General features: G+C 39.1%; 25 protein-coding genes. 20 read left to right on the top strand and 5 right to left on the bottom strand.

All coding sequences use genetic code 11. The features are described 5' to 3' along the window. Positions 1-52 precede the first annotated feature (52 nt). A complete protein-coding gene (locus L2747_RS00895) occupies positions 53-1,060 on the bottom strand; it encodes a transporter (RefSeq protein ID WP_248997244.1) in 1,008 nt (335 codons plus the stop codon). 173 nt (positions 1,061-1,233) lie between these two features. On the opposite strand from L2747_RS00895, the gene L2747_RS00890 reads away from it, so the two are divergent. Continuing rightward, positions 1,234-1,728, top strand: coding sequence for a GreA/GreB family elongation factor (locus L2747_RS00890; RefSeq protein ID WP_248997243.1), 495 nt, complete (start codon positions 1,234-1,236; stop codon positions 1,726-1,728). Positions 1,729-1,783: 55 nt separating this feature from the next. Further along, positions 1,784-2,152: a hypothetical protein gene (locus L2747_RS00885; protein ID WP_248997242.1), complete on the top strand. Its 369-nt coding sequence runs from the start codon at positions 1,784-1,786 to the stop codon at positions 2,150-2,152. Positions 2,153-2,428: 276 nt separating this feature from the next. Here L2747_RS00885 and L2747_RS00880 read toward each other — a convergent pair whose 3' ends face one another. Then, positions 2,429-3,967 (bottom strand): DUF3612 domain-containing protein, encoded by a 1,539-nt coding sequence (locus L2747_RS00880; RefSeq protein WP_248997241.1) that lies wholly within the window; start codon positions 3,965-3,967, stop codon positions 2,429-2,431. A gap of 152 nt (positions 3,968-4,119) precedes the next feature. Between L2747_RS00880 and L2747_RS00875 the strand changes: the two genes are divergently transcribed. Both L2747_RS00875 and L2747_RS00870 read left to right on the top strand, forming a co-directional pair. Next, the gene (locus tag L2747_RS00875) at positions 4,120-4,629 is read left to right on the top strand and encodes an aldolase/citrate lyase/malate synthase family protein (RefSeq protein ID WP_220783245.1); all 510 of its coding nucleotides are present in this window, start codon (positions 4,120-4,122) and stop codon (positions 4,627-4,629) included. 298 nt (positions 4,630-4,927) lie between these two features. Continuing rightward, a complete protein-coding gene (locus L2747_RS00870) occupies positions 4,928-6,145 on the top strand; it encodes an RsmB/NOP family class I SAM-dependent RNA methyltransferase (protein WP_248997240.1) in 1,218 nt (405 codons plus the stop codon). A gap of 216 nt (positions 6,146-6,361) precedes the next feature. On the opposite strand, the gene L2747_RS00865 is transcribed toward L2747_RS00870, so the two are convergent. The 3 genes from L2747_RS00865 to L2747_RS00855 all read right to left on the bottom strand — a co-directional run bounded on the left by L2747_RS00865 (position 6,362) and on the right by L2747_RS00855 (position 10,226). Continuing rightward, positions 6,362-6,781, bottom strand: coding sequence for a secondary thiamine-phosphate synthase enzyme YjbQ (locus L2747_RS00865; RefSeq protein ID WP_248997239.1), 420 nt, complete (start codon positions 6,779-6,781; stop codon positions 6,362-6,364). A gap of 117 nt (positions 6,782-6,898) precedes the next feature. After that, positions 6,899-8,194, bottom strand: coding sequence for an O-antigen ligase family protein (locus tag L2747_RS00860; protein ID WP_248997238.1), 1,296 nt, complete (start codon positions 8,192-8,194; stop codon positions 6,899-6,901). Further along, entirely contained in the window at positions 8,187-10,226 is a 2,040-nt protein-coding gene (locus L2747_RS00855; RefSeq protein ID WP_248997237.1) for a sulfatase-like hydrolase/transferase, read from the bottom strand. The genes L2747_RS00860 and L2747_RS00855 overlap by 8 nt, the downstream gene beginning before the upstream one ends. Before the next feature lie 727 nt (positions 10,227-10,953). Here L2747_RS00855 and L2747_RS00850 point away from each other — a divergent pair. The 16 genes from L2747_RS00850 to L2747_RS00775 all read left to right on the top strand — a co-directional run bounded on the left by L2747_RS00850 (position 10,954) and on the right by L2747_RS00775 (position 25,822). After that, complete coding sequence (locus L2747_RS00850; protein WP_248997236.1) at positions 10,954-12,180, top strand: L,D-transpeptidase family protein; 1,227 nt, start codon at positions 10,954-10,956, stop codon at positions 12,178-12,180. A 19-nt stretch (positions 12,181-12,199) separates the two neighbouring features. After that, positions 12,200-12,601 (top strand): helix-turn-helix domain-containing protein, encoded by a 402-nt coding sequence (locus L2747_RS00845; RefSeq protein WP_248997235.1) that lies wholly within the window; start codon positions 12,200-12,202, stop codon positions 12,599-12,601. A gap of 541 nt (positions 12,602-13,142) precedes the next feature. Further along, positions 13,143-13,331 (top strand): Flp family type IVb pilin, encoded by a 189-nt coding sequence (locus L2747_RS00840; protein ID WP_248997234.1) that lies wholly within the window; start codon positions 13,143-13,145, stop codon positions 13,329-13,331. A gap of 71 nt (positions 13,332-13,402) precedes the next feature. Further along, positions 13,403-13,969, top strand: a complete 567-nt coding sequence (locus L2747_RS00835) for an A24 family peptidase (protein ID WP_248997233.1) — start codon at positions 13,403-13,405, stop codon at positions 13,967-13,969. 10 nt (positions 13,970-13,979) lie between these two features. Continuing rightward, entirely contained in the window at positions 13,980-15,293 is a 1,314-nt protein-coding gene (locus tag L2747_RS00830; RefSeq protein ID WP_248997232.1) for an ATP-binding protein, read from the top strand. Between the two features lie 28 nt (positions 15,294-15,321). Then, positions 15,322-16,149 (top strand): Flp pilus assembly protein CpaB, encoded by an 828-nt coding sequence (gene cpaB / locus L2747_RS00825; RefSeq protein WP_248997231.1) that lies wholly within the window; start codon positions 15,322-15,324, stop codon positions 16,147-16,149. Between the two features lie 32 nt (positions 16,150-16,181). Further along, entirely contained in the window at positions 16,182-17,618 is a 1,437-nt protein-coding gene (locus tag L2747_RS00820) for a type II and III secretion system protein family protein (protein ID WP_248997496.1), read from the top strand. Positions 17,619-17,636: 18 nt separating this feature from the next. Next, positions 17,637-17,927 carry a hypothetical protein gene (locus L2747_RS00815; RefSeq protein WP_248997230.1) on the top strand — a complete coding sequence of 97 codons (291 nt, stop codon included), beginning with the start codon at positions 17,637-17,639 and terminating at the stop codon, positions 17,925-17,927. Positions 17,928-17,949: 22 nt separating this feature from the next. Further along, complete coding sequence (locus tag L2747_RS00810) at positions 17,950-19,242, top strand: TadE/TadG family type IV pilus assembly protein (protein WP_248997229.1); 1,293 nt, start codon at positions 17,950-17,952, stop codon at positions 19,240-19,242. Positions 19,243-19,250: 8 nt separating this feature from the next. Further along, positions 19,251-19,721, top strand: coding sequence for a TadE family protein (locus L2747_RS00805; protein ID WP_248997228.1), 471 nt, complete (start codon positions 19,251-19,253; stop codon positions 19,719-19,721). After that, a complete protein-coding gene (locus L2747_RS00800; protein ID WP_248997227.1) occupies positions 19,718-20,155 on the top strand; it encodes a TadE/TadG family type IV pilus assembly protein in 438 nt (145 codons plus the stop codon). The genes L2747_RS00805 and L2747_RS00800 overlap by 4 nt, the downstream gene beginning before the upstream one ends. Positions 20,156-20,232: 77 nt before the next feature. Then, positions 20,233-21,465 (top strand): CpaE/TadZ family protein, encoded by a 1,233-nt coding sequence (locus L2747_RS00795; RefSeq protein WP_248997226.1) that lies wholly within the window; start codon positions 20,233-20,235, stop codon positions 21,463-21,465. A gap of 1 nt (position 21,466) precedes the next feature. Continuing rightward, entirely contained in the window at positions 21,467-22,795 is a 1,329-nt protein-coding gene (locus L2747_RS00790; RefSeq protein WP_248997225.1) for a TadA family conjugal transfer-associated ATPase, read from the top strand. A gap of 10 nt (positions 22,796-22,805) precedes the next feature. Further along, positions 22,806-23,783, top strand: coding sequence for a type II secretion system F family protein (locus L2747_RS00785; RefSeq protein WP_248997224.1), 978 nt, complete (start codon positions 22,806-22,808; stop codon positions 23,781-23,783). Position 23,784: 1 nt separating this feature from the next. After that, positions 23,785-24,747: a type II secretion system F family protein gene (locus L2747_RS00780; RefSeq protein WP_248997223.1), complete on the top strand. Its 963-nt coding sequence runs from the start codon at positions 23,785-23,787 to the stop codon at positions 24,745-24,747. A gap of 28 nt (positions 24,748-24,775) precedes the next feature. Continuing rightward, entirely contained in the window at positions 24,776-25,822 is a 1,047-nt protein-coding gene (locus L2747_RS00775) for a tetratricopeptide repeat protein (protein ID WP_248997222.1), read from the top strand. Positions 25,823-25,987: the final 165 nt, after the last annotated feature.

Genomic DNA, 25,987 nt, shown 5'->3' with positions numbered 1-25,987 from the left:
AGCGAGTGTTATGAAAGCTCAGCTACTCACGTAGGCTGAGCTTTTTTATTGTTTAAAATCGATATTGCCAAAGCGCACCAAAGGTACTGAAATCGTTTCCGTATTCGGTTATCACGCCGGTACTGGCATTTAACTTAATGCTATTTTTTTGATTTATCGGAAAAGAGTAGGTTAAGCCAAGCCGAGAGTTTTGCTGTTCATCAAGAGAGTTAATCGTATTTTTACTTGTTTCACCGCCAAAGAATAAATTGGTATTTAATGAAAGCCAATGTCCTCGATTAAGGTTATAAATAAGGTGGCCCTGCACTGTATATAACGGGTCTTGTTGTAAGTTGGTATCAACCAAATATTGCTTATTGTCGGTGTAAAACCTAACCGAAACCATAACGTCGTAATACCAATTACCTAACCGATGAGATAAGCCAATACCCGGCCTAAACACCCATCTGTTACTGCCTGAATTTAACAGCTTGTGTTTATCGTAACTGCCGAAAGGCATGGTTATCTGCAAACTGGTGCCCACCACTAGCCCTTGCTTCCAGCTAGCAAAATCTTTTGCTTGTAAGGCTGGCGCGCCAAGAAAATTCCAAGTCAGCCGCATTGTTGGATCGCCATAGCCGCAGCGTTCGGCACTGACTTTTTCGCCGTTAAGCTCGGCATCTCCTTGATAACAGACTCGACTTGCAGCGATATCAAATTTAGATGAGTCGCCCATTAAATCAAAAGTATGGGCATAGCCTATAACTCCCGCATCAATATTGAGGTTTGCATTACTAATCGGCGCGGTTGGAGCTGGTGATAAATCACCTTCAGAATGAATTATTCCAGCAGCTAGAAAATGCATACCAATAGGAATGTTAGTGTAACTGCGCGGCTCTAGTTCTTGTGCCATGCCGTAATGACTGAGTAACAAACTGACGGCGGTAACGATGACTCTTTTTGGCAGTTTTGTCGTTGTTGTATAGGCTTTGTGGCCATCTTTTAAAAGTGGCTTTTTGGCACTGCAATAAATGTTTGCATCATGGTATGGAGGAGCACTATTTAAAATGTGTAACGCCATCTAACATCCCCCAATAATGACAACCAAGACATTTACGTTTATGTGTTTACTTTAAGTTAACAATATTTTGTTTAAACTCAAGAATTAAGTACCTATTTAAGTAGAATAACCTAAGGCTTAGAGAGTTTATTTTGTTAAGCTGTTAGCTATAGGTAACAGCAGGCTTAGGTTTAGTGGTAGCAATAACAGAAATTAGATTGTTAATTATGCAAGCGTTGAACAATACGCATCAAAATGCGATTGCAGCAGCTAAACGAGCGCATGAAACAGCAACGAGTAAAGAGAGTGTCGCCAGAAGTAAGTACGAAACATTTGGTTTAGAAGCGTCATATCTAGCACACGGGCAGTCTGTGAGAGTCGCTCAATGTAAAGCTGACATTGATGCTTTTGAGGCGATGTTTACAACAATGGCTTCGTTACCCATAAAAGCAGACAAAGTGGCTTTAGGGCGTTTGATCGAGTTGATAGATAACAATGATAAAAGTCACTTTTATTTTATTGGTCCTAGCGCTGGTGGACTGAAAGTTGAATCCGATCAATATTGTTTTATGGTTGTCACTCCAGCATCTCCGCTTGGAAAAGCAATGATGAACAGGCAATTAGGTGAAGAGTTCGTGCTTAATGTAATGCAGCAACAAACAGAATTTGAAATCGTTGCTATAGATTAGTATTGCTATGGCTATATGTAAGCAATATCAGTCATTATCACTTTAAGAGGCAAAGATGACAAAAACAGCCGCAGTGGCTAAAGCTAGCATGTTGATTATCGTAACGGCTTTATTGGTAGGATGTAATATCGCCAATCATGGTTCTTTTGTTAGCCAAACCTATCAAGATAAAAGTGTTACTGAAGAATTGGTAAGGTTAGGGCCCGTATTAGGCCAAAGCTGTCAGGTGCAGTTTTTATATGTCTTACCCGTTGGCGACAGTGTGTCTTCTCCTAAAGCGATTGCGGCAGCAAAAAGCGTCATAGCAGGCACTAAGATTTTGACTGATGTAACCATAGATGACGGATTAACATTTGGTCTCGGTTACTCTGAGCAGTGCATTAATGTTGAAGGTATCGCCTATGGTGTTGCCCAAACTGAATAAGCAGCCAATTTCTTCTTAAAAGCTTTTGCATAGCGCTTTTTCTAGCAAGAGTTTTCTCTATTGCTGTAGCTTCACCAAGGGTTTTACTACACAAATAGCTAAGCACATCGCCGCATCACAAACCTAAAGTACTGTAAGTGGGTGACTAGATGTTAGCTAAATCCCTTGGGTTATAGTGAACAACAGTTTGCGAAAAATAGACAGTCACAGGCAGTTTGCCTGCTGACTTGTGCTTTCACTAGCCTCTCATACTTGCTACCTGTGTGGTTGAGTTAGTTATTGCTCCTCACTACATAAGGCGCGGCCAGCTTGGTAACAACTCGGTTGCCTTGGGCAAACTGCACCGCGAGCACAAATAAGTCGAGCGTCATTTTCTATGCCGCGTTCAATCCAATTAATATTGAGAATTTTCGCTACGCTCATGAGGTTTTTCTTAACATGCGTAGGCATAGCCACAGAGCCACTATTGGTGGCGCATGACTGTTTTAAATCCGCTGCAATCGCCGCTGCGTCGCCGCCTTGGGCATCAATCGCTGGATTTAAATCTATTCCGGCACAAAGCACGTGATTATTGCCGGCCATGTCTTCTACTTTAATCGATTCACAGCAATAGATCCTTGGCTCATCAGCGACATCCAAAATGGATATTTGCGCTGAGGTACCGACTTTTGGCTCATTAATCATTCTAAATACAGCCCAGTGCTGACAGGGATCTTCTACTACGCGCATATTTCCCCAAGGTAGCGGAATACCGTTACCACGATAAACGGCTTTTAACTTGCCAGGGGCATAAGCATCGAAGTAGTGCCAATGCGGGTAGGGAGAGACAACAGTCATACGCCGCATTGCAACGGAGGCTGAAACCCCAATGGTTTTACTGACATTAATTTCATAACCGTGACGGTCAAGTAATTGCCTATAAGCCACTTTAGGGCACAACAATGCGCCGGCAAAAAAGCTCGATTCGAAATCTCGCCATGCATGTAAAATATCTTGCGCATTTAGGGTAGAGGAAGCTGGTGCAGCGTTATCGTCATGGGAGGCTGTATGGCGTCGGCCAGCGGTTAATACGCACTTAAGTCCATCTTTATTGTGTAAAACGCAGTGACCAATATGCACCGCTAAATCATATTTCAGCCGAGTGGGATAGGACTTAAGCATTTTATTTAAATAAATGGTTGATGGTGGCTCAAAAAATGAAGTCACCACATGGGCTGTACTGACGCCCATCTCATCGACAACTTCTTGCGGGGTTTTATCAACCCACTTAAGTTTAAGTCCGAGTGATTTAGCAATATCTTTTAAATCTTCTAGGGCTAAAGGCAAACGTTTGTGACCGACTTCTTCAGCGGCGCGTTCCAGATCGGGAAAGTGGTTTTGATGATGCTCTTGGTGGGCTCGAATAAGTAAGTGGGCAAACTCTCTTCCCGTGGTGCCGGTTTGCGATAACATTTCTGGAATAGCAATTTGTAGTATATCATTAGAAAACAAAAAGCTAGGCTCTAACGCCATACCACTAATTCCACCGCGACGGCCTTTATCTGGCGTAATGGCATCGCCTTCGGGTACATCATCTAAAAACCAATCGACTTCCTTTTGAAACACGGCAGCAATGACGGCAAGCATGCCTGCGCTTGGAACGCGTTTGCCGCGTTCTATCATAGATAAATAGGAAACCGATGGCGCAGATTCTGGATCAACGCGTACGCATCTCGCAGAAAGATCTTCCATTGTGAGATGGTTACGTTTACGCAGGTTTCTAATCTTAGTCCCTAAGAAATGTGACTTTCTGATCAAGCTCTGATTATTTTTCATCTTGTAAAATTCACAATGTAAAATTTTTATTGTGAAATTGTAATGAAAATTACACTAGACTACAAATCAAGCAATCGGAAAACGGAAATAATTTTGGTTGCGACGTTAACAAGCAATAGCTGAACCGAAATCGACAGTAAGAGGACAGGGCCATGGAACTATCAACAATCAATAGTACTCAAGTAAATCTAAATAATAACTTTATTGGTGCCGATCTTGTTGATGTGAATGTTGCCCTAAAGGCAACTAAAGACACAACGGCCCCTTGTGCAAAAGCATTTTTAGACGCTAAGTTTCCCCTCGCAAATGGCTCGCATAAAGATGCATGCAGCTATGTAGTGTATTACCAGCAACTGCTTATCTTTATGGCTGATGGTACGCAAACGGGATTACGTACGCCTAAGCAATTTGTGGCGCTGAATGGGCATAAGAGTGAGCCAACGGCGATTTTGCTTAAAGATAATGGTACTCATGTCGAGCTAACTTTTGAGCGTAATAAACAAAATGACTGCCAGGACTTGGCTAATATTAAAGATATTCAGCTAGAAGGGCATGAATATTGGATTAGTTTAATCGATATTGAGCGTTCAGTGATTGCGAGTTCGATGCAAGATCAAGTGTTTACCGCCAAAGATGGCAGTGACTATTTATTAAAGGACTAAAAGTTTATTAAAGGAATACAAGCGAGTCTATCGCTATCCTAATGATTAAATACCGCAATCAATTGCGGTATTTTTTATTGTGGTTATGAGTCTGTGGTTCGATATCCCATGGCATTTATTGAGCTTGATTGTCCCTCTCACTAAGAGTTCCTTTTAGCCACTCATTTCGCTTTGCGCCTGTTTACTAGAAATAAGTCAATTTAATGCTGAATTCTTACGGTATTTAGTCGGGCTAAGCTTGCGTATTGACGGCTTTACTCCTATGATCGCAGCGTTTTCTAATCAGAGTAATTTTTTAATGTTGAAATCTTCGCTATCTCCTAGCTCTAACGAACTAGTGATCAGTATTCTTGATCTTGTTTTATCTGAGGGTAAGCCGTTAGATCGTGCTTATTCACAACACTTTTCGGGACTAAAATTAGAGCCGAAAGAACAAGGTCGCATCACATTCGTAGTGGGTGATATTTTACGAAGATTGAACCTTTACTGTTTCCTATCTGATGTTAAGCCTGAAGAAATGGCTCGTTTAGGCACGCGTTTGCTTAACGTCTGGCACCTATTCAACAATTTACCGCTACCGAAAATGCAGTATGCGCTGCAAGTGAATGAGCAAGAACTCGCAGCTCGTATCGAAGAAGCTAAAGCCCAACCTGTTTTATGGGATGGCTGTCCTGATTGGCTTAACGAAATGGGTCAAGCGCAAATGGGCGATAAGTGGCCTGCAGAACGTGCAGCACTTAATAAGCCGGCAAAACGCTTTTTACGTACCAATATTTTAAAGTGTACCCGTGAAGAGCTAGCAACAGCGCTGCGTAAAGAAGGTGTTGAAACTGTTACAGTGCCCGGTGTTGATACTGCGCTTGAAGTGGTTTCAGACTCAGCTCTGTTTAGAACTGAAACCTTTAAAAAAGGCTGGTTTGAGCAACAAGATGCAGGCTCGCAGCTTGTTGCATTAGCACTAGATGCAAAACCTGGTATGCGTGTTGTTGATGCTTGTGCTGGAGCAGGTGGTAAAACCTTATCTATTTCAGCGCAAATGCAAGGCAAAGGTCGCTTGTTGGCGATGGATGTTGAGCAGTGGAAACTCGATAATCTAAAGCAACGTGCTCGCCGCGCTGCAGCGCACAACGTTGAAACTCGTATTATTGCTAGTAGCAAAACCATTAAACGTTTGAAGTTAACCTGTGATCGCGTTTTGTTAGATGTGCCTTGTTCAGGTTTAGGTGTACTTAAACGTAACCCTGATGCGAAGTGGCGCGATACACCAGAGCGTTTACCTGTGTTAGTTGAGCTACAAAAGCACATTTTGCAAAGCTATAGCCGCATGGTAAAAGTGGGCGGTATGCTAGTTTATGCAACATGTTCAATCATGCCTGAAGAAAACCGCGACCAAGTTGACGCGTTTTTATCTGAAAACAAACACTTCAGATTTATTGAAGATGAAACCATTAGCCCTGCAGAAACCGGTTTTGATGGTTTCTATCTTGCTAAGCTAGAGCGTATCGCTGAAGAATAGGTTTTTCGGTTAACAGATGTTAAAAAAGAGCACGTTAGGTGCTCTTTTTTGTATTCTGCTTACACATATGGTTTAGAGAGTTCGTTAGACTATGATGAGCAAACTTGCTGGCATCATCTCGGCCGCGTCTTGAGTTAGCAGTTAACTCTTAAACAGTGCTAGTCACTAGTCGCGTAACACTTCTCAAGCAACTAGCAATACAATTGTCAAAGCTGTTTACTCACCGTTTAGCGTGACCAATATATGGCGATTTCCACCGTGGTTGCGATGTTCCCCTAAATAAATCCCTTGCCAAGTCCCTAGGTTAAATCGGCCATTTGTAATTGGAATTATTAAGCTGACGCCTAAAAGGCTCGACTTTAAGTGGGCGGGCATATCATCGTCACCTTCGTAGGTGTGGGTGTAATAGGGGGCACGTTCAGGGGCTAAACGATTAATATAAGTTTCAAAATCAGCACGCACACTGGGATCGGCATTTTCATTAAGTGACAGAGAGGCTGACGTATGTTGCAATAAAAAGTGTGCCATACCTACTTTTATGTTTTTCATGCCTTTAATTGCTAATTCAAGCTCTTCTGTTATTAAATGAAACCCGCGTTTCTTTGATTTCAGGGTGATTAATTCTTGCTGCCACATATGCTTAGATCTATTGATAATATTTGTTCGATGATATCACTGTAAGCTATTTCGTGTAGATCAATTGTCAATGGACAACTTATGCATAGAGCAATTTTATCGACAATTACCTGCGCTTTAACAAGGACAGCGGCTTGCACCATTGGCAATTATTATTGCTGCAGATACGACAACATAAAACAAAGGTTGCGCGTGGTATAAAGAACCGTCAACAAGAGAGTGAATTGATAAGCTAACGATAACTGACATTGCCATTGCTGAAGTGATGTTGTTTTGTTTCATTTGCTTTAGCCCTCGTATCAGAAGCTGAACAGAGATAAAACCTAGAAGTATTCCACCTACGATCCCGTAACCAATTAAAATTTGTAAAATTCCATTATGAGGTTGTAGGCCGAAAACATGTTTGGGATGGAACCTATAACCTTCTGGACCGAGGCCAAACCAAGGGGTTTGCTTAATGGCCTCAATCGTCTGTGTCCAAATTGCTATTCTATTTGATGAAAAGCTATTTATTGCTTCTCCTAGATCGGTATTGGGTATTGAGGTTATAAATCGACCAGGCCCATTCCAGGAAAAGATTGTTGCCCAATGAGCTGCGGCAACAGAAATTCCTACTAGCAATATTAAAAACAACACGAGGTTAATTTTGAATTGTTTTAGGTATAAAAGGTAAGCTAAATAAAGAGCTAAAGTAGAGGCAAATGCAACGACAGAGCCTCTGCCTCCTAGCCAAATCAATAACGCGAAATTAATGATAAAAATCATGGATAGCCAACATAATTTAGCTTTAGGTTGATGGATTAAAATCTGTATGGCTAGAATAGAGCAACTGGCGCAGCAAAGGTAACCTAAATACCTCCTGTTACTTGAAAAAGGTACAGTATTTGTTGTCTCGTATAAAGCAGAGGGGAGCCCCGTTGATTGCATGAATACATAGCTCGCAACAATGAAAACCATAGCAAAAGGTAGCGTGTCGAAAATACTGACGACTTTGTATTGGTATTGAACTATGCTCGACGTACATGCAATTAAGAATAAAGAATGTAAAATCAAAAATGTAATTGAAAAATTAACGACAGTATATTGGATGTCTTCTGAGCGGTCAGGGAAGTTTAAATAAGTGGAAATAAAAAAGCTTATCAATAATGCGTAACCGACAAAAAGAGAGCTTTTAGGCAAGTTAACATTATTTTTTAATTTTTCTTCTTGATACCCCGTCACTCTTAGAAAGAGGTAAGTACATATAAAGATTAGTTCAAGCTTAGCAACCGTAAAAGCAACATTAAATGGTGACGCACCACCAATTAATGTTATGGCCACAGTCATAGATACAAGCAGCGTAGTAAAAATGTTGCTGATATCAGGTCGCTTCACAAAAGAGCTATCGAGCTTTGAGACTGAGTTATTAGCCATCTGAATGCCTATCTTTAGTTTGACCTGTGTATTGCTGAACAGCGAGTAAACACGCCTCTTTTTTGGAAAAACTGAAGTCATTTTTATATTGCATACATAGAGCTGTTAGCATGGATTGCCAGTTGAAGTTACCTTTGTAGGTGTCTGTAGTATATATATTGTTGGTTTTTCTATTGTAAAGTACCAGCTCATCCTTAGTCGGTAACATTGTTAACTGCCAGTCCTTAAAATAAACTCCGCGCTGTTTTTTTGCGACAAGATTCGTATAGCTTTCTAACTTCATATAAGCTCTGCCATCGTCTCTTAATTCATAGTGTGATGCGGTTTCAGACATAACCTCTTGTTTGTCTATAAAGCTTTTATTAATAGATTTAACAGGGAGAGATGACTCTACAAAAATAAAACGCTGTTGATCTTCTTCCTCTATTTCTTGTGGTAAAGGGATCCCGTCGAGGTGCCCGATTTCTGTATATGGCACCTTCAAATTTTTAAAAATACTCGGAACGATATCAATCAGTGAATAGTTTCCTTGGTAAACATTAGGAGTCGAGACGACTTTGTTGTGTTTGAACTTTGCTTGAGCCAAGAGTACATGCGATTGTTGTTGGTCAAGTATGTTCGTCCCGTGTCCCCAAGATTTTGTTTTAGGGAGTGAAGAATTAACCGTGAGGTTCGCTGAATGTTTGTTTTGATTAAAGCTTTCTCCGTGATCCGAGATTATATAAACGATAGCGTTTTCTAAAAGCCCTTTTCGGGATAACTTATAAAATAAGCCCTGCACTTGAGTATCAACACTTTTTAACATCTGTTTATACATATAATGATTATAGTTGCCATCCCAGTCTGCTTGAGAGGAGTCAATAAAAACCTTTGATGTATAAGGCCAATGTAACTGACATAAGTGGACAGATAAAAAGTTTGGCTTTGTTAAGTCTAAACTATCTACAAGGGTTTCGTTAAATCGTGATGGAGAGTAGGCTTTCCCATATGCTCTATTATTATATAGATATGGTAGTAAGTATGAAGAATAAGGATGTTGTAGCAAAATATTGAGATAGGGTAAATCTCCAAATCCGGCAATGATCGCATCAGCTACGCCAATTTTGGGGCCCACAACATTATCAAAGCCATAACTATTATCTATTTGATTAAACCTGCGCTCATCGATAGCGTAGGAAGTAAAATAACCTTCTTTTTTTAGAATGTTTACAACGGGGATCTCTTTATTAATAGTTTCAGGGGGAGCTAGATTAAATCTTACATTATTATTTATAGGGTATAGCCCTGTAAGTAAACTCATCCAAGCAACGTAAGTACGTCCTTGGGGCGTGTAGGCATATTTATAAATCTTAAAACTCTCTAACAATCTATTCAAATTGGGTGCTAGTTTCTTATCGGCTTCATAATAGGCCAAATGATCTGGTCTTAAACCATCTATGCCTAAAATAATTATGTTAGGTTTATTAGAGGTGTTGTTTTGTTTTTTTTCAACGGTTAACCATGGATATAGCAGAAAAACTGTCAATATAGAGCTGGTAACAGTAAGCGTTTTTAAAGAAATTAATCTCAATAAACCTCTGAAAAACAGCACTAATAAACCTATAGCCATAATAGTCAATATGCTTGGTTCGGTTAGTGGTGAATGTCGTAAGTACGATACTAATGATGTTGGATATAAATAGGAGTTCAATGCCACTGCAAAAGTGATGTTTAAAAATACAACAATTATCCAATATAAATCGCTTTCTAATCCCGATTTCAGCTTTAATAATGGTGAAACAATTGAAATGACGATAAATATTGACCAAGTTACTAATATTACTAAATTGATTAATAAAAAGTAAACGAGGTCAAATATTAATCCTGAACTTGATAGTAGGTTTTCGTCAATTTTGTTCATTGTATTGGCTAACGAAAGAACTGAATATGCTTGAATTGAAGCTTTGAAATTGATGATTATAATCGTAAACAGGAGTAAAGCTGCTAGGGTTCTTAAAAATATTCTCAAGTAGCTATTTTGCCGTTGATTCATAATTAAAGCCCGTAATTCAATAGTATTGTTAGTATATTAAATCAATGATTTGAGTGTTTTGGCGCTATTAAGTATTCATAGGTATTTTCGGTAAAATCGCGTTCTTTTGAGGCCGGCCAATTACCTAGTATCAGGTACCTTTCAGCTAAAGTTGCCCCTGACGGATTATCTGATTTTAATTGGTTAGCTGTACTAACATTCTCAAACATAAAAATGGAATGTACAAAGATAAACGCACAGGAAATGGATCCGAGTATAAAAGCGTAAAATTTTGTTTCAAGCCATTCAGTAATCAAATTTTCTACTCCTTATCAATTGGTTACTATCCATACTTCGATAATAACCCTGTCTAAAACTGTAAAGACGGCATAAGTGCTAGTTTTGCCAAGTATAGGAGCAAACTGCGTTTTTTTGAAAAATATTAATTACAAATTCGATTTAATGTTTTTAAGAGGAAATGACAATTGAGATTAAAAATGTTTGTAATTTTGGTTTGTTATGTACTAAACCTTGTTAGTGATAAGCAGGGATGCCTTCAACTAGTCGCTAATTTTTGTAGCAAATATTTTTCTCATTATGGAAATTAGACAACACTAAATTTTGGCAATTTATGATAACTGACTTAAGTTCGAAGTATAGAAAAATTTTGTGTTTACCTCGGGTAATTATCTTATCGTTTTTTGCTTGTTTCACTTTTGGTATAACACCAGCTTATGCAGTTTCTACAATGGTTGAAACTTCTGTTAATTTAGCTATTTTACAAAAGCTTAATGGGTTAGTAGAGGATCTCGGGTTAACAACAAAATTACCAAATTATACTGATAGCAATAGCTTTGTTACTATTTTAAATGACCAAATTTTTGACTTGGCACAACTGAAAGAAGCAAAATCTCTAGGCTTCTATTTGGAGATCATTGATGAGAAAGACATTTATGATTGTAGAAGGCATATTGAGCGTTATAAAAAGCTTAATAAATATATTTGGCCTAAGATAACGTTTATAGATTTAAAGAAAGGGCAAAGGAATAAGGATGTTGCTAAGATACGCTGGATTTTATCTAGGCTAGGTGACATTAAGGAGTATCAGCTTTCTTCCTATAGAGAGAAAATATTTGACACGTCAATAGAGCAAGGGCTAAAAAATTTTCAACTTAGGCACGGTTTAGAAACTAGTGGTAAATTAGACTATGAAACTGTTATTTCTTTGAATGTGCTTCCTGAACACAGGCTAGAACAATTACAAAACCAGTTAGCCTACCTCATAACTCGCCGCGCTAAATCCAAAGAATATATAGAGGTTAATTTAGCAAGCTATATGCTTAAAATTAAAAACAGAGGTCAAGAAAAGCTACAAATGCCTGTGATTGTTGGTAATACCTCGAACAAAACCCCCTTATTGAGTACATTTGTAACTAATATTACTGTTAATCCAAGCTGGACCCCTCCCACTAGTATTATTTACACTGATATTCTTGCATCCGTTGAGTTAAAGCCTAATTATCTAAAGACGAATCGTTTTGTATTTAAGGATACCAACGGTGGCAATAAAACGTTAAACCTAGACAATGTAAGTGTCAGTGACTTCAAATCTTATGTAAAACAATACAAGCTTGTTCAACGCGCAGGAAAGTATAATGCTCTAGGAAAGTATAGGTTTACGATCCCAAATGACTTTACTATCTATCTACATGATACGCCGACTAAGAATTTGTTTAATTTGAAAGAAAGGTCGCTTAGTCATGGATGTATTCGTCTTTTTAGACCTGAGTTATTTGCAAAGTATCTGATTAATAGAGAATCTAGTTCTACTATGGAATTGTTTTCGTCTGCGGAAACAAAAACAAAAACAGAACGCTTCACTTTAGCTAGGCCTTTACCTATATATATTGTTTCAAACCCGACGTGGGTTGATCGGATGGGAGATTTACAAATTAGAGATGACTACAGTTTTTAGCCATGTTGAAGGAGTAAATATGGATAAGTTATGCCATGATAATCGATCATTAGCTAAGTTAATTCGAAAGGAAAAAAGTGCGCGGATGAGACTTAAATTGCTTGCGATTGTCCACTTTCAAGACGGTAAGTCTCGATATCAAATTGCTGAGTTTTTAAAAGTGAGTCGTACAAGTGTTAATCGATGGGTAAGTAATTATTTATCTAAGGGCTTAGAAGGGCTAAAAGAAAAACCACATTCAGGCCGTCCAATGATATTAACTGAAAAACAGGTGGAACAAGTAAAATTGTTTATTGATAATAGTGTTAAAAACTCTAAAAGTGGAAAAGTAAAAGGATACACTGTTCAAACTTATATTGAAGAAAGTTTTGGTGTTAAGTATGAAATTTCGAGCATTTATAAAATGATTGAAAGGTTGTGATAAATTTTAACTTTATTTTCCAAGTGTTGATTAATAAATCCAGTGAGACTGGATAATTCACTCCAAAATATATTCTAAAGCTAATCTGTTATCCCCTCTATTAATTAGTGTATACAATGATTTAACGGCGGCACTAAAGTTACTGTTTATTTTAGAAGAATAATTAACTGGTCTAATTTTACAATTTATTTACTTTTCTCTTTATTTTTTTTGTTTTCTTTTTGAACAAAATAAAGATGTTAAATAAATTTGATGATTTTAGTTGCAGTATATATGACTGATTACTGGTTGGTTATTGCTTTAAAAGCTACAAATTTATGTATCGTCATTTAGTGATTGATAACCATTTGTATTTGAGTCTAGGTTTGTTGAATAGATGAGATTACTTGGTTGTAGACCAAAAAATTATTCTACATGGTTAGAAAGTGATCCGTTTGCTACTTTTATTAGTAGCGTTACGAAGGGAAGCTCAGGTTGCTTACCTGTGTAACATAACACTATTACCAAGCGTAGGTAATCAAGTTCTAAGGTGGAGATTCTCATGGATATCAAAAAAATAATGAAAGATTTTATTGAAGATGAAAGCGGTTTAACAGCTGTTGAGTATGCGATTGCAGGTGGCTTAGTTGTCGGCGGCATGATCGCCGCATTTAGCGAATTGGGTGATAACGCGACTAGTAGAATTAGTTGTTTAGCGTCAGCAGTAAATGGTGATAGTAGTAACTGTTAAAGGCATTTTCCTATTAAATAGAGGTTACTCAAGAAGCGTTGAGTAACCTTTATTTAAATAAAGGAGGAATTATGGTTGATGAACAGTTATTAATGCAGATAATTTCTTCAGGTTTATTTTTTATTATTGCAATAGCCTTTGATTTAACGTTAAAAAAAATACCGAATTGGCTTTGTTTGATAACAATATTTTCTGGTTTTGTTATTAATAGTTATTTTGCACAATTAAATGGGTTAATGCTTTCATTTTTGGGTTTTACTCTTGCTTTTATTATTTTATTCCCGACATTTATATTCAAGATCCTAGGTGCTGGTGACATCAAATTAATGATGGGGATTGGAGCATTAATGGGGCCAACGCTTTTAATTTGGAGTGTTTTGTATGCCGTGGTAGCCGGCGCAATAACTAGCCTCATTTTGATTCTATGGCAAACGGGGTTTAAAGGAGTTAGAAAAACCTTTGGGCGTTATTGGGATTGTTTTTATTTAAGAACTTATTTTAAGCCTGAAAGTGACGAGGCTGCCGGCCAAAAGGTCCCTTATGCACCGGCATTAGCTTTAGGTTGGTTGTGGGCTTGCGCACTGTCACCAGACATTACTAAGTTGTACTCGTCAGTAAGTAATTATTTAATCTCTTAGGGGATAAGACATGATCGAAACGAGTCATTTGCACACAGATAAGTCAAGTATAACGTCTTTGGTCACTAATGAGCAGCTTGCCTCTCGCCCAATAACCATTGAGGACACTGGCTTGCCGGAATCTTTGCTTCTGGACTTGTTAACGAAACACCTTTCTGCGTCCGGCGTATTAACTAAAGAACAATTAACTAAATTAACAGGCGTCACGGGCGGTATTATTCAACAGTTACTCGACACGGCAAAGAGTTTAGCTTGGGTCGAAAACAGACAAACTACATTAGATGGTCAAATGCGTTATGCGTTAAGTGCAGGCGGCGAGTTACATGCTAAACAAGCACTATCCCGAAATGGATATGTTGGGCTAGCGCCTGTACCTTTGAAACAGTATGCCGAGATTTGTAAGCAGCAATCTAGCAGGGCAACTCCTATTACTTATGAAATGTTAGAAAAAGGTTTGTCTGCATTAGTCTTGCCCAAGGATTTACTTTTTAAAATCGGTCCAGCGATGAATTCAAGTCGACCGGTTCTTATCTATGGACCTCCTGGTACCGGCAAAAGCTACCTTTGTCGGCATCTAAACCTTACTTTAGGGGACACAGTACTGATCCCCTATGCGTTAGCCATTGGTAACGAAATCATTCAAGTTTTTGACCCTGAATTACATCACAGAATTAACAGTGGAACGACTCAAACAAACTTACAGTTATCACAAGGGCATGACCCTCGCTGGATAAGATGTGAAAGGCCGCTAAGGATCACCGGTGGCGAGTTAACCGCTGAAATGCTTGAAGTGCAATTTGATAGCCATAGCCGTACTTATATGGCACCACTGCAGCTAAAAGCCAATAACGGGATCTTACTTTTAGATGATTTGGGTCGTCAAAAAATTAGTGCAAAACAACTATTCAATCGTTGGATTATTCCAATGGAGGAGCGTAGGGATTTTCTTAGCCTACAATCAGGAGAGCACTTTGAAATCCCTTTTGAACTTATTTTACTTTTTTCAACTAACCTTGATCCTAATGAATTAGTTGACGAGGCATTTTTAAGACGTCTCGGCTACAAAATTCACTTTGATGCGTTAGATGAAGCTCTTTATAGGAAAATTTGGTTCCAAGTTTGTGAAAGCCTTGGTTTGAGTTGCTCAGAAGAGGTTTTTCAATACTTATTAACAGATTACCACCAAAGGTATGACAAGCCTCTTATACCTTGCTACCCACGTGACCTACTAGGAATTATGTCTGATCAAATCAACTTTATGGAGTTTGAGCCGGTTGTAACCCCATCTTTGGTTGACTCCGCTTGGTCTATTTACTTCGTTTAAGATGTTTTGATGAAATTAGGAGCGACGAATGAACAATAAAACACTTTTATTTGTCATTTTATCATTGGTGTTTGGTATCACAGCGGTCTACCTCGCACAAAATTGGTTGAAGTCAAACACTCCGTCAGACAATACAGAGCGCACTCGCAGTGTTGTTACCGTCGTGGCAGAGGTGCCGCTAGGCACGATTATTGAGCGCAAGCACCTAGCTGTAACACCTGTACCCGATGGGTTAATTCCGAAGGGGGCGATAATGGATATTACTGAGGCCGAGGGAATGGTTGTTAAAAACCGGCTTTACCAAGGAGAGGTTTTACGGAAAGAGCGTTTAACCAAAAAAGGGGAAGGGAGTACATTAGCGAGTCTAATTACGCCTACAATGCGGGCGGTAACAATAAGGGTTAATGACGTTGTAGGTGTAGCGGGCTTTTTGCTGCCAGGTAACCGAGTAGACATCATTAACATCATTACAAGCGGTGGCTTGAAAACAGATATTGTTCTTGCAAACGTAAAAATCTTAGCTATTGATCAGCGGGCGTCAAACGATGAAAACAAACCCGTGTTAGTACGTGCGGTAACCCTAGAGCTAAGCCTTGAGCAAGCGGAAACATTAATGATCGCAAAAACTCGTGGATCATTGCAGTTAGCTCTTCGAAACCCGAACGATACAGCTGTTATCGAACTGGCTGAAATAGAAAATAAGCAATCAGATGTCCAATTAGCCTCTATTGAACAACAATCGACGGGGGCCATTGTACCCGAAGAACCGTCAAATGAAGACCGAAATACGGATAAGGTTCTTTTACTGAAAGGCATGAATGAAAGAGAAATTAAAATCAGTAACAAACATCCATAGCAAAAAAGAAATTCATGTTTAAGGAGAATAACATGTCCTTGCTTCGTCAATGTTTAATTGTTTGTTTCTTTATAATATTAGCTTCGTCGGTGGTTGAAGCTGGCGGACCTACATCAGGTATTAGAAACGACATTAAGCTGATCCCAATTTTTAAATCTCGCGTGTTAATGCTTAATGAACCTGTCCATAGAGTATCAGTTGGTAACCCAAGTATTGCTGATATCAAATTATTGCCCAATAACGAGCTTTATATATTAGGAAAGCAGCTCGGTAGCACTAATATAATGATTTGGGACGAAAATGAACGACTTTCCAAAATTATGGATATTGAAGTTACTCATGATTTAAATGGATTGAAAACGCGGTTACATCAGTTTTTACCAACTGAAAAACTGGGGGTTCAAACGTCTCAAGGACAGCTCTTACTTAGCGGTCAGGCTTCTAATTTACAAAAGATGAATACGGCTGTAGAGCTTGCAGAAGGCTATGCTGCCGCTGCTGCAGGGGGACTAGCGCCAAGTAAAGTTCTAAACATGATGACAATAGGTGGCGATCATCAAGTTATGTTAGAAGTCGTTGTCGCTGAAGTTCAAAGAAACGTTGCAAGACAATTTGATTCTAAATTCTTTATTTTTAATCAAGGTTCAAATCTATCTGGTGGCGTTGTTGGTGGCGGTGGAGGCTTTGATCCAGGAAGCATTGGTGGGATCGATGGTAAAGGCCTTTTTGCGCAATATATCAATGGCGACTTATTAATGAATTTTGCACTTGATGTGGCTAAACAAAATGGATTAGCAAAAGTGCTTGCTGAACCTAATGTTACAGCAATGAGTGGACAGTCCGCGGAGTTTTTATCAGGGGGGGAGTTTCCTATACCTGTACCCGGGGAAAATGGCAATACTACGGTAGAGTATAGAGACTACGGTGTTGGCGTAAAGTTTGTTCCTACTGTGTTGGATTCAGGTCAAATAAACTTAAACCTAAATGTAGTTGTTAGTGAGGTTAGCACCGCAAATGGATTCTCTATTTCAGGCAATACTTCTACCTCTTTAGTTGTCCCTTCTTTAGTAAAACGTAGTACAGCTACGACAGTGGAGTTGGCAGATGGCCAAACAATCGCTATTAGTGGCCTCATTAGTGACACGTTAAGAGAGAATATCGATAAATTACCTGGCCTTGGTGACGTGCCTGTATTAGGGCAACTATTTACAAGTAAGAGTTTTCAAAGTGGTCAAAGTGAACTGGTTATTTTGGTTACGCCAAGGCTGGTAAGAGCATTCAATCGTAAGGATATTTCGTTACCGACAGATGGCTTTGTTTCGCCTTCAGATGTCGAGTTTTACCTTCTTGGCAAATTATCACACAAAGAAAAGTCAGATGAAAATAGTGATACCCCCTATGAGCCTGCACAGTCCGATGCGAAGCTAGATGATACGGGTACTCAACAAAAATATGGGCATTCCCTTTGATTCGTCGGAGACAACTTTATGACTTTAATTCAATTCAAATTTAAAAATATTTATTTTGTTGCAATTTTGATCTCAGCGTTTGCGATCGTAGGTTGTACACAAATCAATGACTTCCCAATGGGAGAAAGCCACTACCAAATAAAGCAAGTACAGATTTTAGACCCTGAAGCACCGGAAAGAAATGACGGTATTATACTTAGTCTTGATGGTACTTATGGACAGAAAGTCATGCAGTCTTATCGTGGGAGTTCGGTCGCTCCTGCTACAGCAAAAGGGATAGGCTCTATTAGTTCTGGTGGCTCAAATTAGTAATTAGTTTTGGAGGCTCGATATGCCAACCAAAAGATTATCCACTGATAGATTAATCAATGTAAAAGGTAAACAGCAAGGGGCAATAATTGTCATGTTTACTGTAGGCTTATTTGCTATCGTCGCTATGGCGGCTTTGGCTCTAGATAGTAGCCATATGCTGTTAAACAAAGGGCGACTACAAAATGCTGTTGATTCAGCCGCTTTAAGTGCGGCTAAAACGCTACAAGATGGTGGTACGCTTGCTGAGGCTAGGCAAACAGCTGTTGGTGTCTTGTCGCAAAACTTAAACTATCTAGAGAATACCGAAATTAGTGATGTGGTGACGTTAACTTCGCCAGATTATAGTGCTAACCAAGTTACAGCGCACCTTTCTGTTGAGTTCTCAGCGCTGCCGGATCCGTTTATACCGGGCGCAAATGAGACATATGAGTATGTCCGCGTCAAAGTAGAAGATGTAAATTTAGATAACTTTTTAGCGCAGTTAATGGATTTTGATAAACAGGTTAGAGCTTCCGCTGTCGCTGGTCGTAGTACAGATATTGAGTGCCTTAACAAAGTGGTGCCGTTATTAGTTTGCGGTGATATGAATCTTCCTGACGATAATTATGGTATGTCCCACGGACAGTTGCATGTCATGAAAATAGGCTCAAAACAGAAACCCTCTGATCCAGACATCACTCTTGGCCCAGGTAATTTCCAATTACTCGATTTAGGTGGACCTGGTGGCAAAGGTATTGAGCAGGGGCTAGCCGGAGAGTTTTCGCCGGGGTCTTGTGTGAGCGTGGGGCAAAATATACCAACAGAACCTGGCAATAAAGTTGGACCTGTAGCTGATGGATTAAATACTCGATTTGGAGAGTGGCCTAACGGCAATCAGCTCAATTCAGCAGATCACCCTAGAGATTTAAATACATGCGAAGGTGAAAAGCTAATCGTCGATAGCGAAGCAAGTATTACTAATCCTACAGCCGATTATTACAGTTATGCTGAATATTATAATCAGGATGATACGCAACACTGTGCAACAGGCAACATTACCAGTTCTTCAATTGCGAGGGCTGATCGTAGAAAGCTTCCCGTTGTTATTGGTAACTGTGACGGTAAAGTTAATGGTAAAAATGTTGTAGAAGTAAAGTCGATTGGATGTTTCTTTTTAACACAGAGAGTTGAACATACTGGGAAAACTTCAATTATTATAGGAGAGTATGTTTCGGAGTGTGGCTCTTCGGGGAATGCGTCACTTGATCCTGATTTTGATAGCGATAACTTTACGATAGTTTTATACCGTGATCCCGATAGTCCAGATTCATAGGTAATATTATGTTTTTTAAAAAACAAAAAGGTATTGCTGTTATTGAGTTTACATTGGTCTTACCTATTCTCGTTTTAATAATCTTCCTTACTGTAGAGTTTGGACGTTTACTATTTCAATACAGTGAGCTAACTAGAATGGCTCGCAGTGCTGGCCGATTTATTTCAAATACTGCGATTGTTAACACTACGGGGAATTTACCCGCGGTTCTTTCTGATACCAATTGTGATTTTTGTATTTCCAATATGAAACGGGTTTTATTAAGTGGCGACACACTTAATACTAGCTCGAATTTAACAGGTTTAACTGCAAGTAATATCAGCGTGGTTGAGTTCCCAGCTGATAGCGGCATATTGGTCGTCAACGTAAGTTATGACTGGACGCCATTATTTGCGGAAAAGCTCCAAACTTTCTCTTTTGGGGAAGATATTGATTTGAGCTTTAACCTTAATGCTAGCTATGCGGTTACGGCATTATGAGAAAGCAGCGCGGCGTATACATTATTGAGTTTACTTTAGTGGCTGGTGTTTTTTTTGTATTACTGTTCGCTGCAATTGAGTTTGGAAGAATGTTATTCACCTACAATGTTTTACATGAAGCGTCGAGAAGAGCTGCAAGGCTTGCGACAGTATGCCAAGTGACGAGCGATATTAATTCTATTGCACTTTTTAATGATGTAAATATTTTACCAAACTTATCTTCAAGTAATTTAACCATTAGTTATTTGGCTTACGATGGCACAGCGGCTAGCGGTATCGATATTGACCTTGTTAGAGCCGAAATACATGACTATCAGCATCAGTTTTTAGTTCCTGGTCTTTACCGGACTTTGAACTCACCAACTTTTACTACAACGTTACCGCGAGAAAGCCTTGGTATTTTTAAAGGTGGTACAACTGATTGTAGTTTATAAAAAAACAAAATATTTGGCGGATTATTGTCTATATTCAATGTAGTTTAATAAAACGTTTAGGGGAGGTGAGTTGCATTATGGATAAACCGCTTGAGCTTTATGTCTCTGATAATAAAAAAGAGCAAGAATGCCCTATGCACGTAAATTTACCTTTTCGAATCGATGCCATTGTTGCAAATAATAGTATGCGTAATTTGGACTGGATTACGGATTGTTTAGACAATATAGATAATTTCAATTGGCAATCGGCTGCATACTCAGAACCCTATTTAGCCAATAGTCGGTTTAACGTTAATCTTGTTCTTTTGTTACTTCCAAACGATGAAGTCGAAGCAAGAACGGCTTTAGCTTATGCGTCCAATTTTGGTTGCAATATCCTACTTATTGGTCTTGATACGCCTCAGAATATTCTTCGATTAGCATTTCAGTATGATGTCGCAGATTTCATTCCTTTTGGAACTTCTCAGGGCGATCTCTGCGCAGTAATCGAAAAGCTTTCTGTCCAATTGATGCAAAAAGCTGATTTGGCACCGGTATTGGCCATAATAAATGGAAAGTCAGGCTCAGGTGCTAGTTTTATTAGCGCAAGCTTAGCTGATATAGCTTCCAAAAAAGAAGGCGCGGATATTGCCTTACTTGATCTGGACTTACATCAAGGAACGTTGTCGCATATCTTGGGGAGAGAGTCTAAATACTCTATGTGTGATGTTCTTAGCTCAATTGAAAGTCTCGATGAGGTTGCTTTACAAAGTACTATGACTAAAGAAGGGAATTTAAGTTTACTAGCAGCTAGGCCTTTTGAGTTATTAGCATTAGATCAAGAGATTGACTTTTCAAATATAAAAGAGCTTATTTTAAAATATCGACAATTTCATAAAACCGTTATTCTAGACTTTTCTCGAGGCCCAGAAAATTGGAACTACAACTTACTACTCGATGCGACGATTTTAGTTATCACTCAGCAAAATATTATGTATTTAAGACAAACTAAAGATCTAGTTACTCAACTAACAAAGCGTATGGGGATCCCGCTAGAAACAATTAATCTTGTCGTAAATCGATACGATAAAAACTCAAGTATTAAGCTATCAGATATTAAAGAGGCGATAGGTGTCGTAAAAATATTTACAACAATTAATGATTATAAGCTTGCAAGCGAGTGTGTTGAGCTCGGAAAACCTATTCAGGACATTGCTAGAAAGCAAAAACTGGTGGCCGACATTGAAAAGTTAGCAGAAGTGTTCTTACCAAGTAACACTATAGAACCTGAGAAAAAAACTGGGTTTTGGAAACGGATATTAGGGAAATAACATGACTGTGAACTTGGAAAGTACTCAAGAAAAAGCATTTCAACCACTAACGCCTGAAGAGCAAGATATTAAAGTCCAGTTGTATGAAAGACTATTAAGTGTCATGGATCTTTCTTTAATTGAAACCGTGTCGAAAGAACAGGCTGAAAAGCAAATTAGCGATATAAGTGAGCAAATTTTAACTGAATTTAGTTTACCGATTAATCTATCAACTAGAAGAAGAATTATATCGCTCATTATCGATGAGGTATTAGGTTTAGGCCCCTTAGAAATATTACTCGCTGATCCTTCTATCTCTGATATTTTGGTTAACTCATTTGACAGAGTTTATGTTGAAAGAAGAGGGAAACTGCAAAGAGTTGATATTAAATTCCATAGTGATGCTCATCTTTTAAATATTATTGACAGAATTGTCTCTAGTGTAGGACGTCGTATTGATGAATCATCTCCTATGGTTGATGCAAGACTCGCTGACGGTAGCCGAGTAAATGCCATTATTCCACCGTTAGCACTTGATGGACCTTCTTTGTCTATAAGACGGTTTGCGGTTGATAAGCTAAACGCCAAACAACTTATCGATATTGGCTCAGTGACAGAAGCCATGATTGAGTTATTAAAAGGTGGTGTTAAAGGCAAACTCAATATTCTTGTCTCTGGAGGAACTGGTAGCGGTAAAACGACTCTTTTAAACATGCTATCAGGCTTTATTCCAAGTGATGAGCGAATTGTTACCATAGAGGATTCTGCTGAGTTACAACTTCAACAGCCGCATACGGTTCGCTTAGAAACTAGACCACAAAATATCGAGGGCAAGGGAGAAGTTTCGCAACGTGACTTAGTCAAAAATTGTTTGAGAATGCGACCTGACAGAATAGTTATTGGTGAGGTGCGGGGGGGGGAAGCTCTCGATATGCTCACTGCTATGAACACTGGGCATGAGGGGTCTTTGACAACTTTACACGCCAATAGCCCCAGAGATGCATTAGGCAGGCTAGAGTATATGGTTTGCATGGCGGGGTTTGATATGCCCGTCAGTAATATTCGAACACAGATAGCTTCAGCAATAGATGTCGTTGTTCAGCTAGAGCGTCAAGAAGATGGTCGTAGACGAATCACAAGTATTCAAGAAATTAACGGCATGGAAGGCGACATTATCACCATGTCTGAAATTTTCCGATTTGCTCGTAAAGGGATCGATGACAAAGAAATGATTTTAGGTGAATTTGAGGCGACCGGTGTGATCCCTGGCTTCCACTCAAAACTAAAGCAACATGGTATCGATTTACCTTACCATTTATTCAATTGTGGTGATCCATTCGCTGGTTTTTAGGGGATAATTTATGTTTTCTGATCAAGTTATTTTTCTAGGCTTAGTGTTTATTGCTGTGTTGTTTTTAACCCAAGCATTATTTTTGCCTGTTTATAGCCCTCAAAGAGCAAATACAGCCTTAGTAAGAAAGCGGCTAAAAAAGTTATCTGAGGAATCCGGTGATATTACTTTTGAAACATCTCTGCTACGTAAAAGCCGGCTAGGTAAGCTTGGGCCAATAGGTCGTTGGCTTGAGAGCTTTGAGGTTATTGAAAGTCTCAGTTATCGACTTGAGCTTGCTGATTATAAATTACTTGGTCACCAATTCATTTTTATTGCTCTGTTTGTGTCTATATTATTAGGTGCCGCAGCTTGGTTTTATTTAGGTGAACCTCTGGCCGCTGTTTTTGCATTTGGTATGGGGCTTTTTTTATTTAATTTTAAGCTAAATAGAGATACCAATAAGCGTATGGATAAGATTGAAGAAAGCTTCCCCGATGCACTTGATGTGTTAAGAAGAGCCTTACAAGCAGGTTATTCCTTTTCAGATGCAGTAAAACTGGTAACAGAAGAAATGGAGGGGCCGCTGGCGAAAGAGTTTGCTTTGATGTTTGCCAATATTAACTACAGTAAAGATACCAAACGCGCCATTTTAGGCTTTATTGAACGTGTACCAAGTGTTTCTGCAATGGCTTTTGCAAGTGCAGTCATGGTTCAGAAGGAAACCGGTGGTAATTTAGCTGAAAATATTAATAACCTAGCAAGAGTGATAAGGCTTAGATTTACGTTTAGACGAAGAGTGAGAACTCTTTCTGCGGAAGGGCGTTTATCGGCCTGGATCTTGATCTTATTACCCTTTGTTTTATTCGCGGTTATTTACATTCAAACTCCTGGATATGTTGGCGAACTAACCGGCACTAAAGAAGGTAATAATTTACTTATGTGGGGGGCTATCGGGATGTTTGTCGGTGGCATGTGGATCAGTAAGTTAATAAGGATAGATATTTAAAATGGATTTCCTAATTGGTTTATTCGGTCAGTTCTTTGATGATCCTCAACATATTGAATGGGCTATTTATGTTGTCGCAGCGATTACAGGTGTATTGCTTGCTATTTCAATATCCTATTTGATTAGTGGAATATATTCGCCTGTCAGACAAAGATTAAAGTTATTAAACGATGATAAGGGAAAGCCTGTCACCCAAGATGTTACTAGCACCCTAGAGCATGGAATTGGAGAGATGGCTAAAAGGCCATTTCTAAATTTCTCAAATCATGAAACACGTCGCTTACTGATCCATGCGGGTTTTCATTCAGAAAATGCGCTCGCTATTTTTAATGCTGCACGTTTGCTACTCATTTTACTTGGTGCAATAGCGTCTATTGTTATTTTAAATCTGTTTCCCAATATCAATGGTATCTGGACATTTTATATATTTTGTTTGTTTATTGGTGGAGCTTTTGTTTTACCTTCTATGATTTTACAAGCTTTAGCTAACCGAAGGATGCGCCTATTAAGAGTCGGCTTTCCTGATGCTTTAGATTTACTCGTTGTTTGTTGTGAAGCTGGGCTTGGTTTAATGGCTGCAATGCAAAGAGTCGCAAGAGAGCTAGCCTTTAGCCACCCCGCATTAGCAAGTGAACTAGAGTTGGTTTGTAGCAAGGTCAGGGCAGGTCTAACAATAAAGGTTGCCTTGCAAGAGTTTACTGACCGAACAGGCCTGGAAGATATCAAGGGATTAAACTCCGCTATTTCGCAAAGCATGAGATTAGGTACCGGAATAGCAGAGACACTGCGCGTATTTTCAGATGAATATCGTAATAAACGCCTACAAGCTGCAGAAGAGCAAGCTGCAAAACTGGCGGTAAAAATGATATTTCCAATGATGTGTTGTATTTGGCCTTCATTTTTTATTGTTGCCGTTGGGCCCGCAGTATTAAAAGTAATGAAAGTGTGGGGACAGGCATTTTAACTCGGTAATACTTTTGGGGATCTAAGCTATGCGAAGTATATTAAGTTCGAAGCGGCAACTATGCGATATAACAAAGACTGGCTTGTTGATTTTCTGCTTGTTGTTGGTAGCGCAAGGTTGTAGCTCTACGAAAGAAGATGAGTTACCCGCAAAGATCCAACCACCAGAACGCCAAGATCTACTTGATGTCGGAGCGCTTTCATCTATAGCATCCGATTTTTCCGCGCCACTTAACGAAGCTGAAGCATTATTAAAAGCAAGTAACGAAGAGCAATCAGGTAACTTGGAAAAAGCATTATACGCTTATATTCAAGCGCTTGACTTTAACGCCCTTAATGCTGAAACCTTCTACCAAATTGGTAGGATCCATATGATTAGAGGGAATCCTGAGATTGCATATAAAGCATACAATGAAGCGTTGATTCTGGACCCAAATTTGATGATGGCTCATGCAGATCTTGGCGTGATTAGTTTAGATAAACGTCAATATAGAGAGGCTCGAAGTCATCTAGAAAATGCTATAGAACTTGATCAACAAAGATTGGCACTAGTAGAGTCATCGGAAACAATGGGGAAGTTTTTAATCCCGAATAGAGAATCGCCGGCTAGGGTGTATAACGCAATCGCCATACTAGAGGATGTTGAAAACAATCACCAGCAAGCCCGAGATTATTTCAAGCTAATATTAGAGTTAGAACCTCACTCTTCTATCTTAATCACTAACCTTGGGTATTCATATTACCTTACTGGTGAATTAACGATGGCAGAGAAGTACTTACGTAAAGCTATCCAAGAAGACGCTAATTTTGACCGCGCTTGGACCAATCTAGGGCTAGTCTATGTCAGAAAGGGCCTTTATAAGCGTGCTTTAGCCACATTTGAGCAAACTATGTCACCTGCGGACGCATTAAATGATCTAGGTTACTTTTTGATGTTAGAGGGGAAATATGAACAAGCGATTGATTTGTTTCAACGTGCAATAGACACGTCACCTAGTTACTTTGAACAAGCTCAAAAAAACCTAAGAAGAGCAAGAGCTGAAATATCGGATGAGCTGCAACATGCGGGCTATTAATAAAAGATAAGAAATTCTAAGACGTGACGGTTACTTGTATATTGAGCTTAGCTGCATTTTGGGTTTTACTGATTATAAATTATAGCGAGAAAGTATGGTGCTAACTAAAGCCCCACTCAATTTTTTTATGTTAATCGAGCCTCACCGGTATGCCGTGTTAAAAAA

Source organism: Shewanella marinintestina (assembly GCF_023283845.1).
Lineage (GTDB): Bacteria > Pseudomonadota > Gammaproteobacteria > Enterobacterales > Shewanellaceae > Shewanella > Shewanella marinintestina.
The sequence above is the reverse complement of the archived record's forward strand: the minus strand, read 5'-3'. Positions and strand labels throughout refer to the sequence as shown.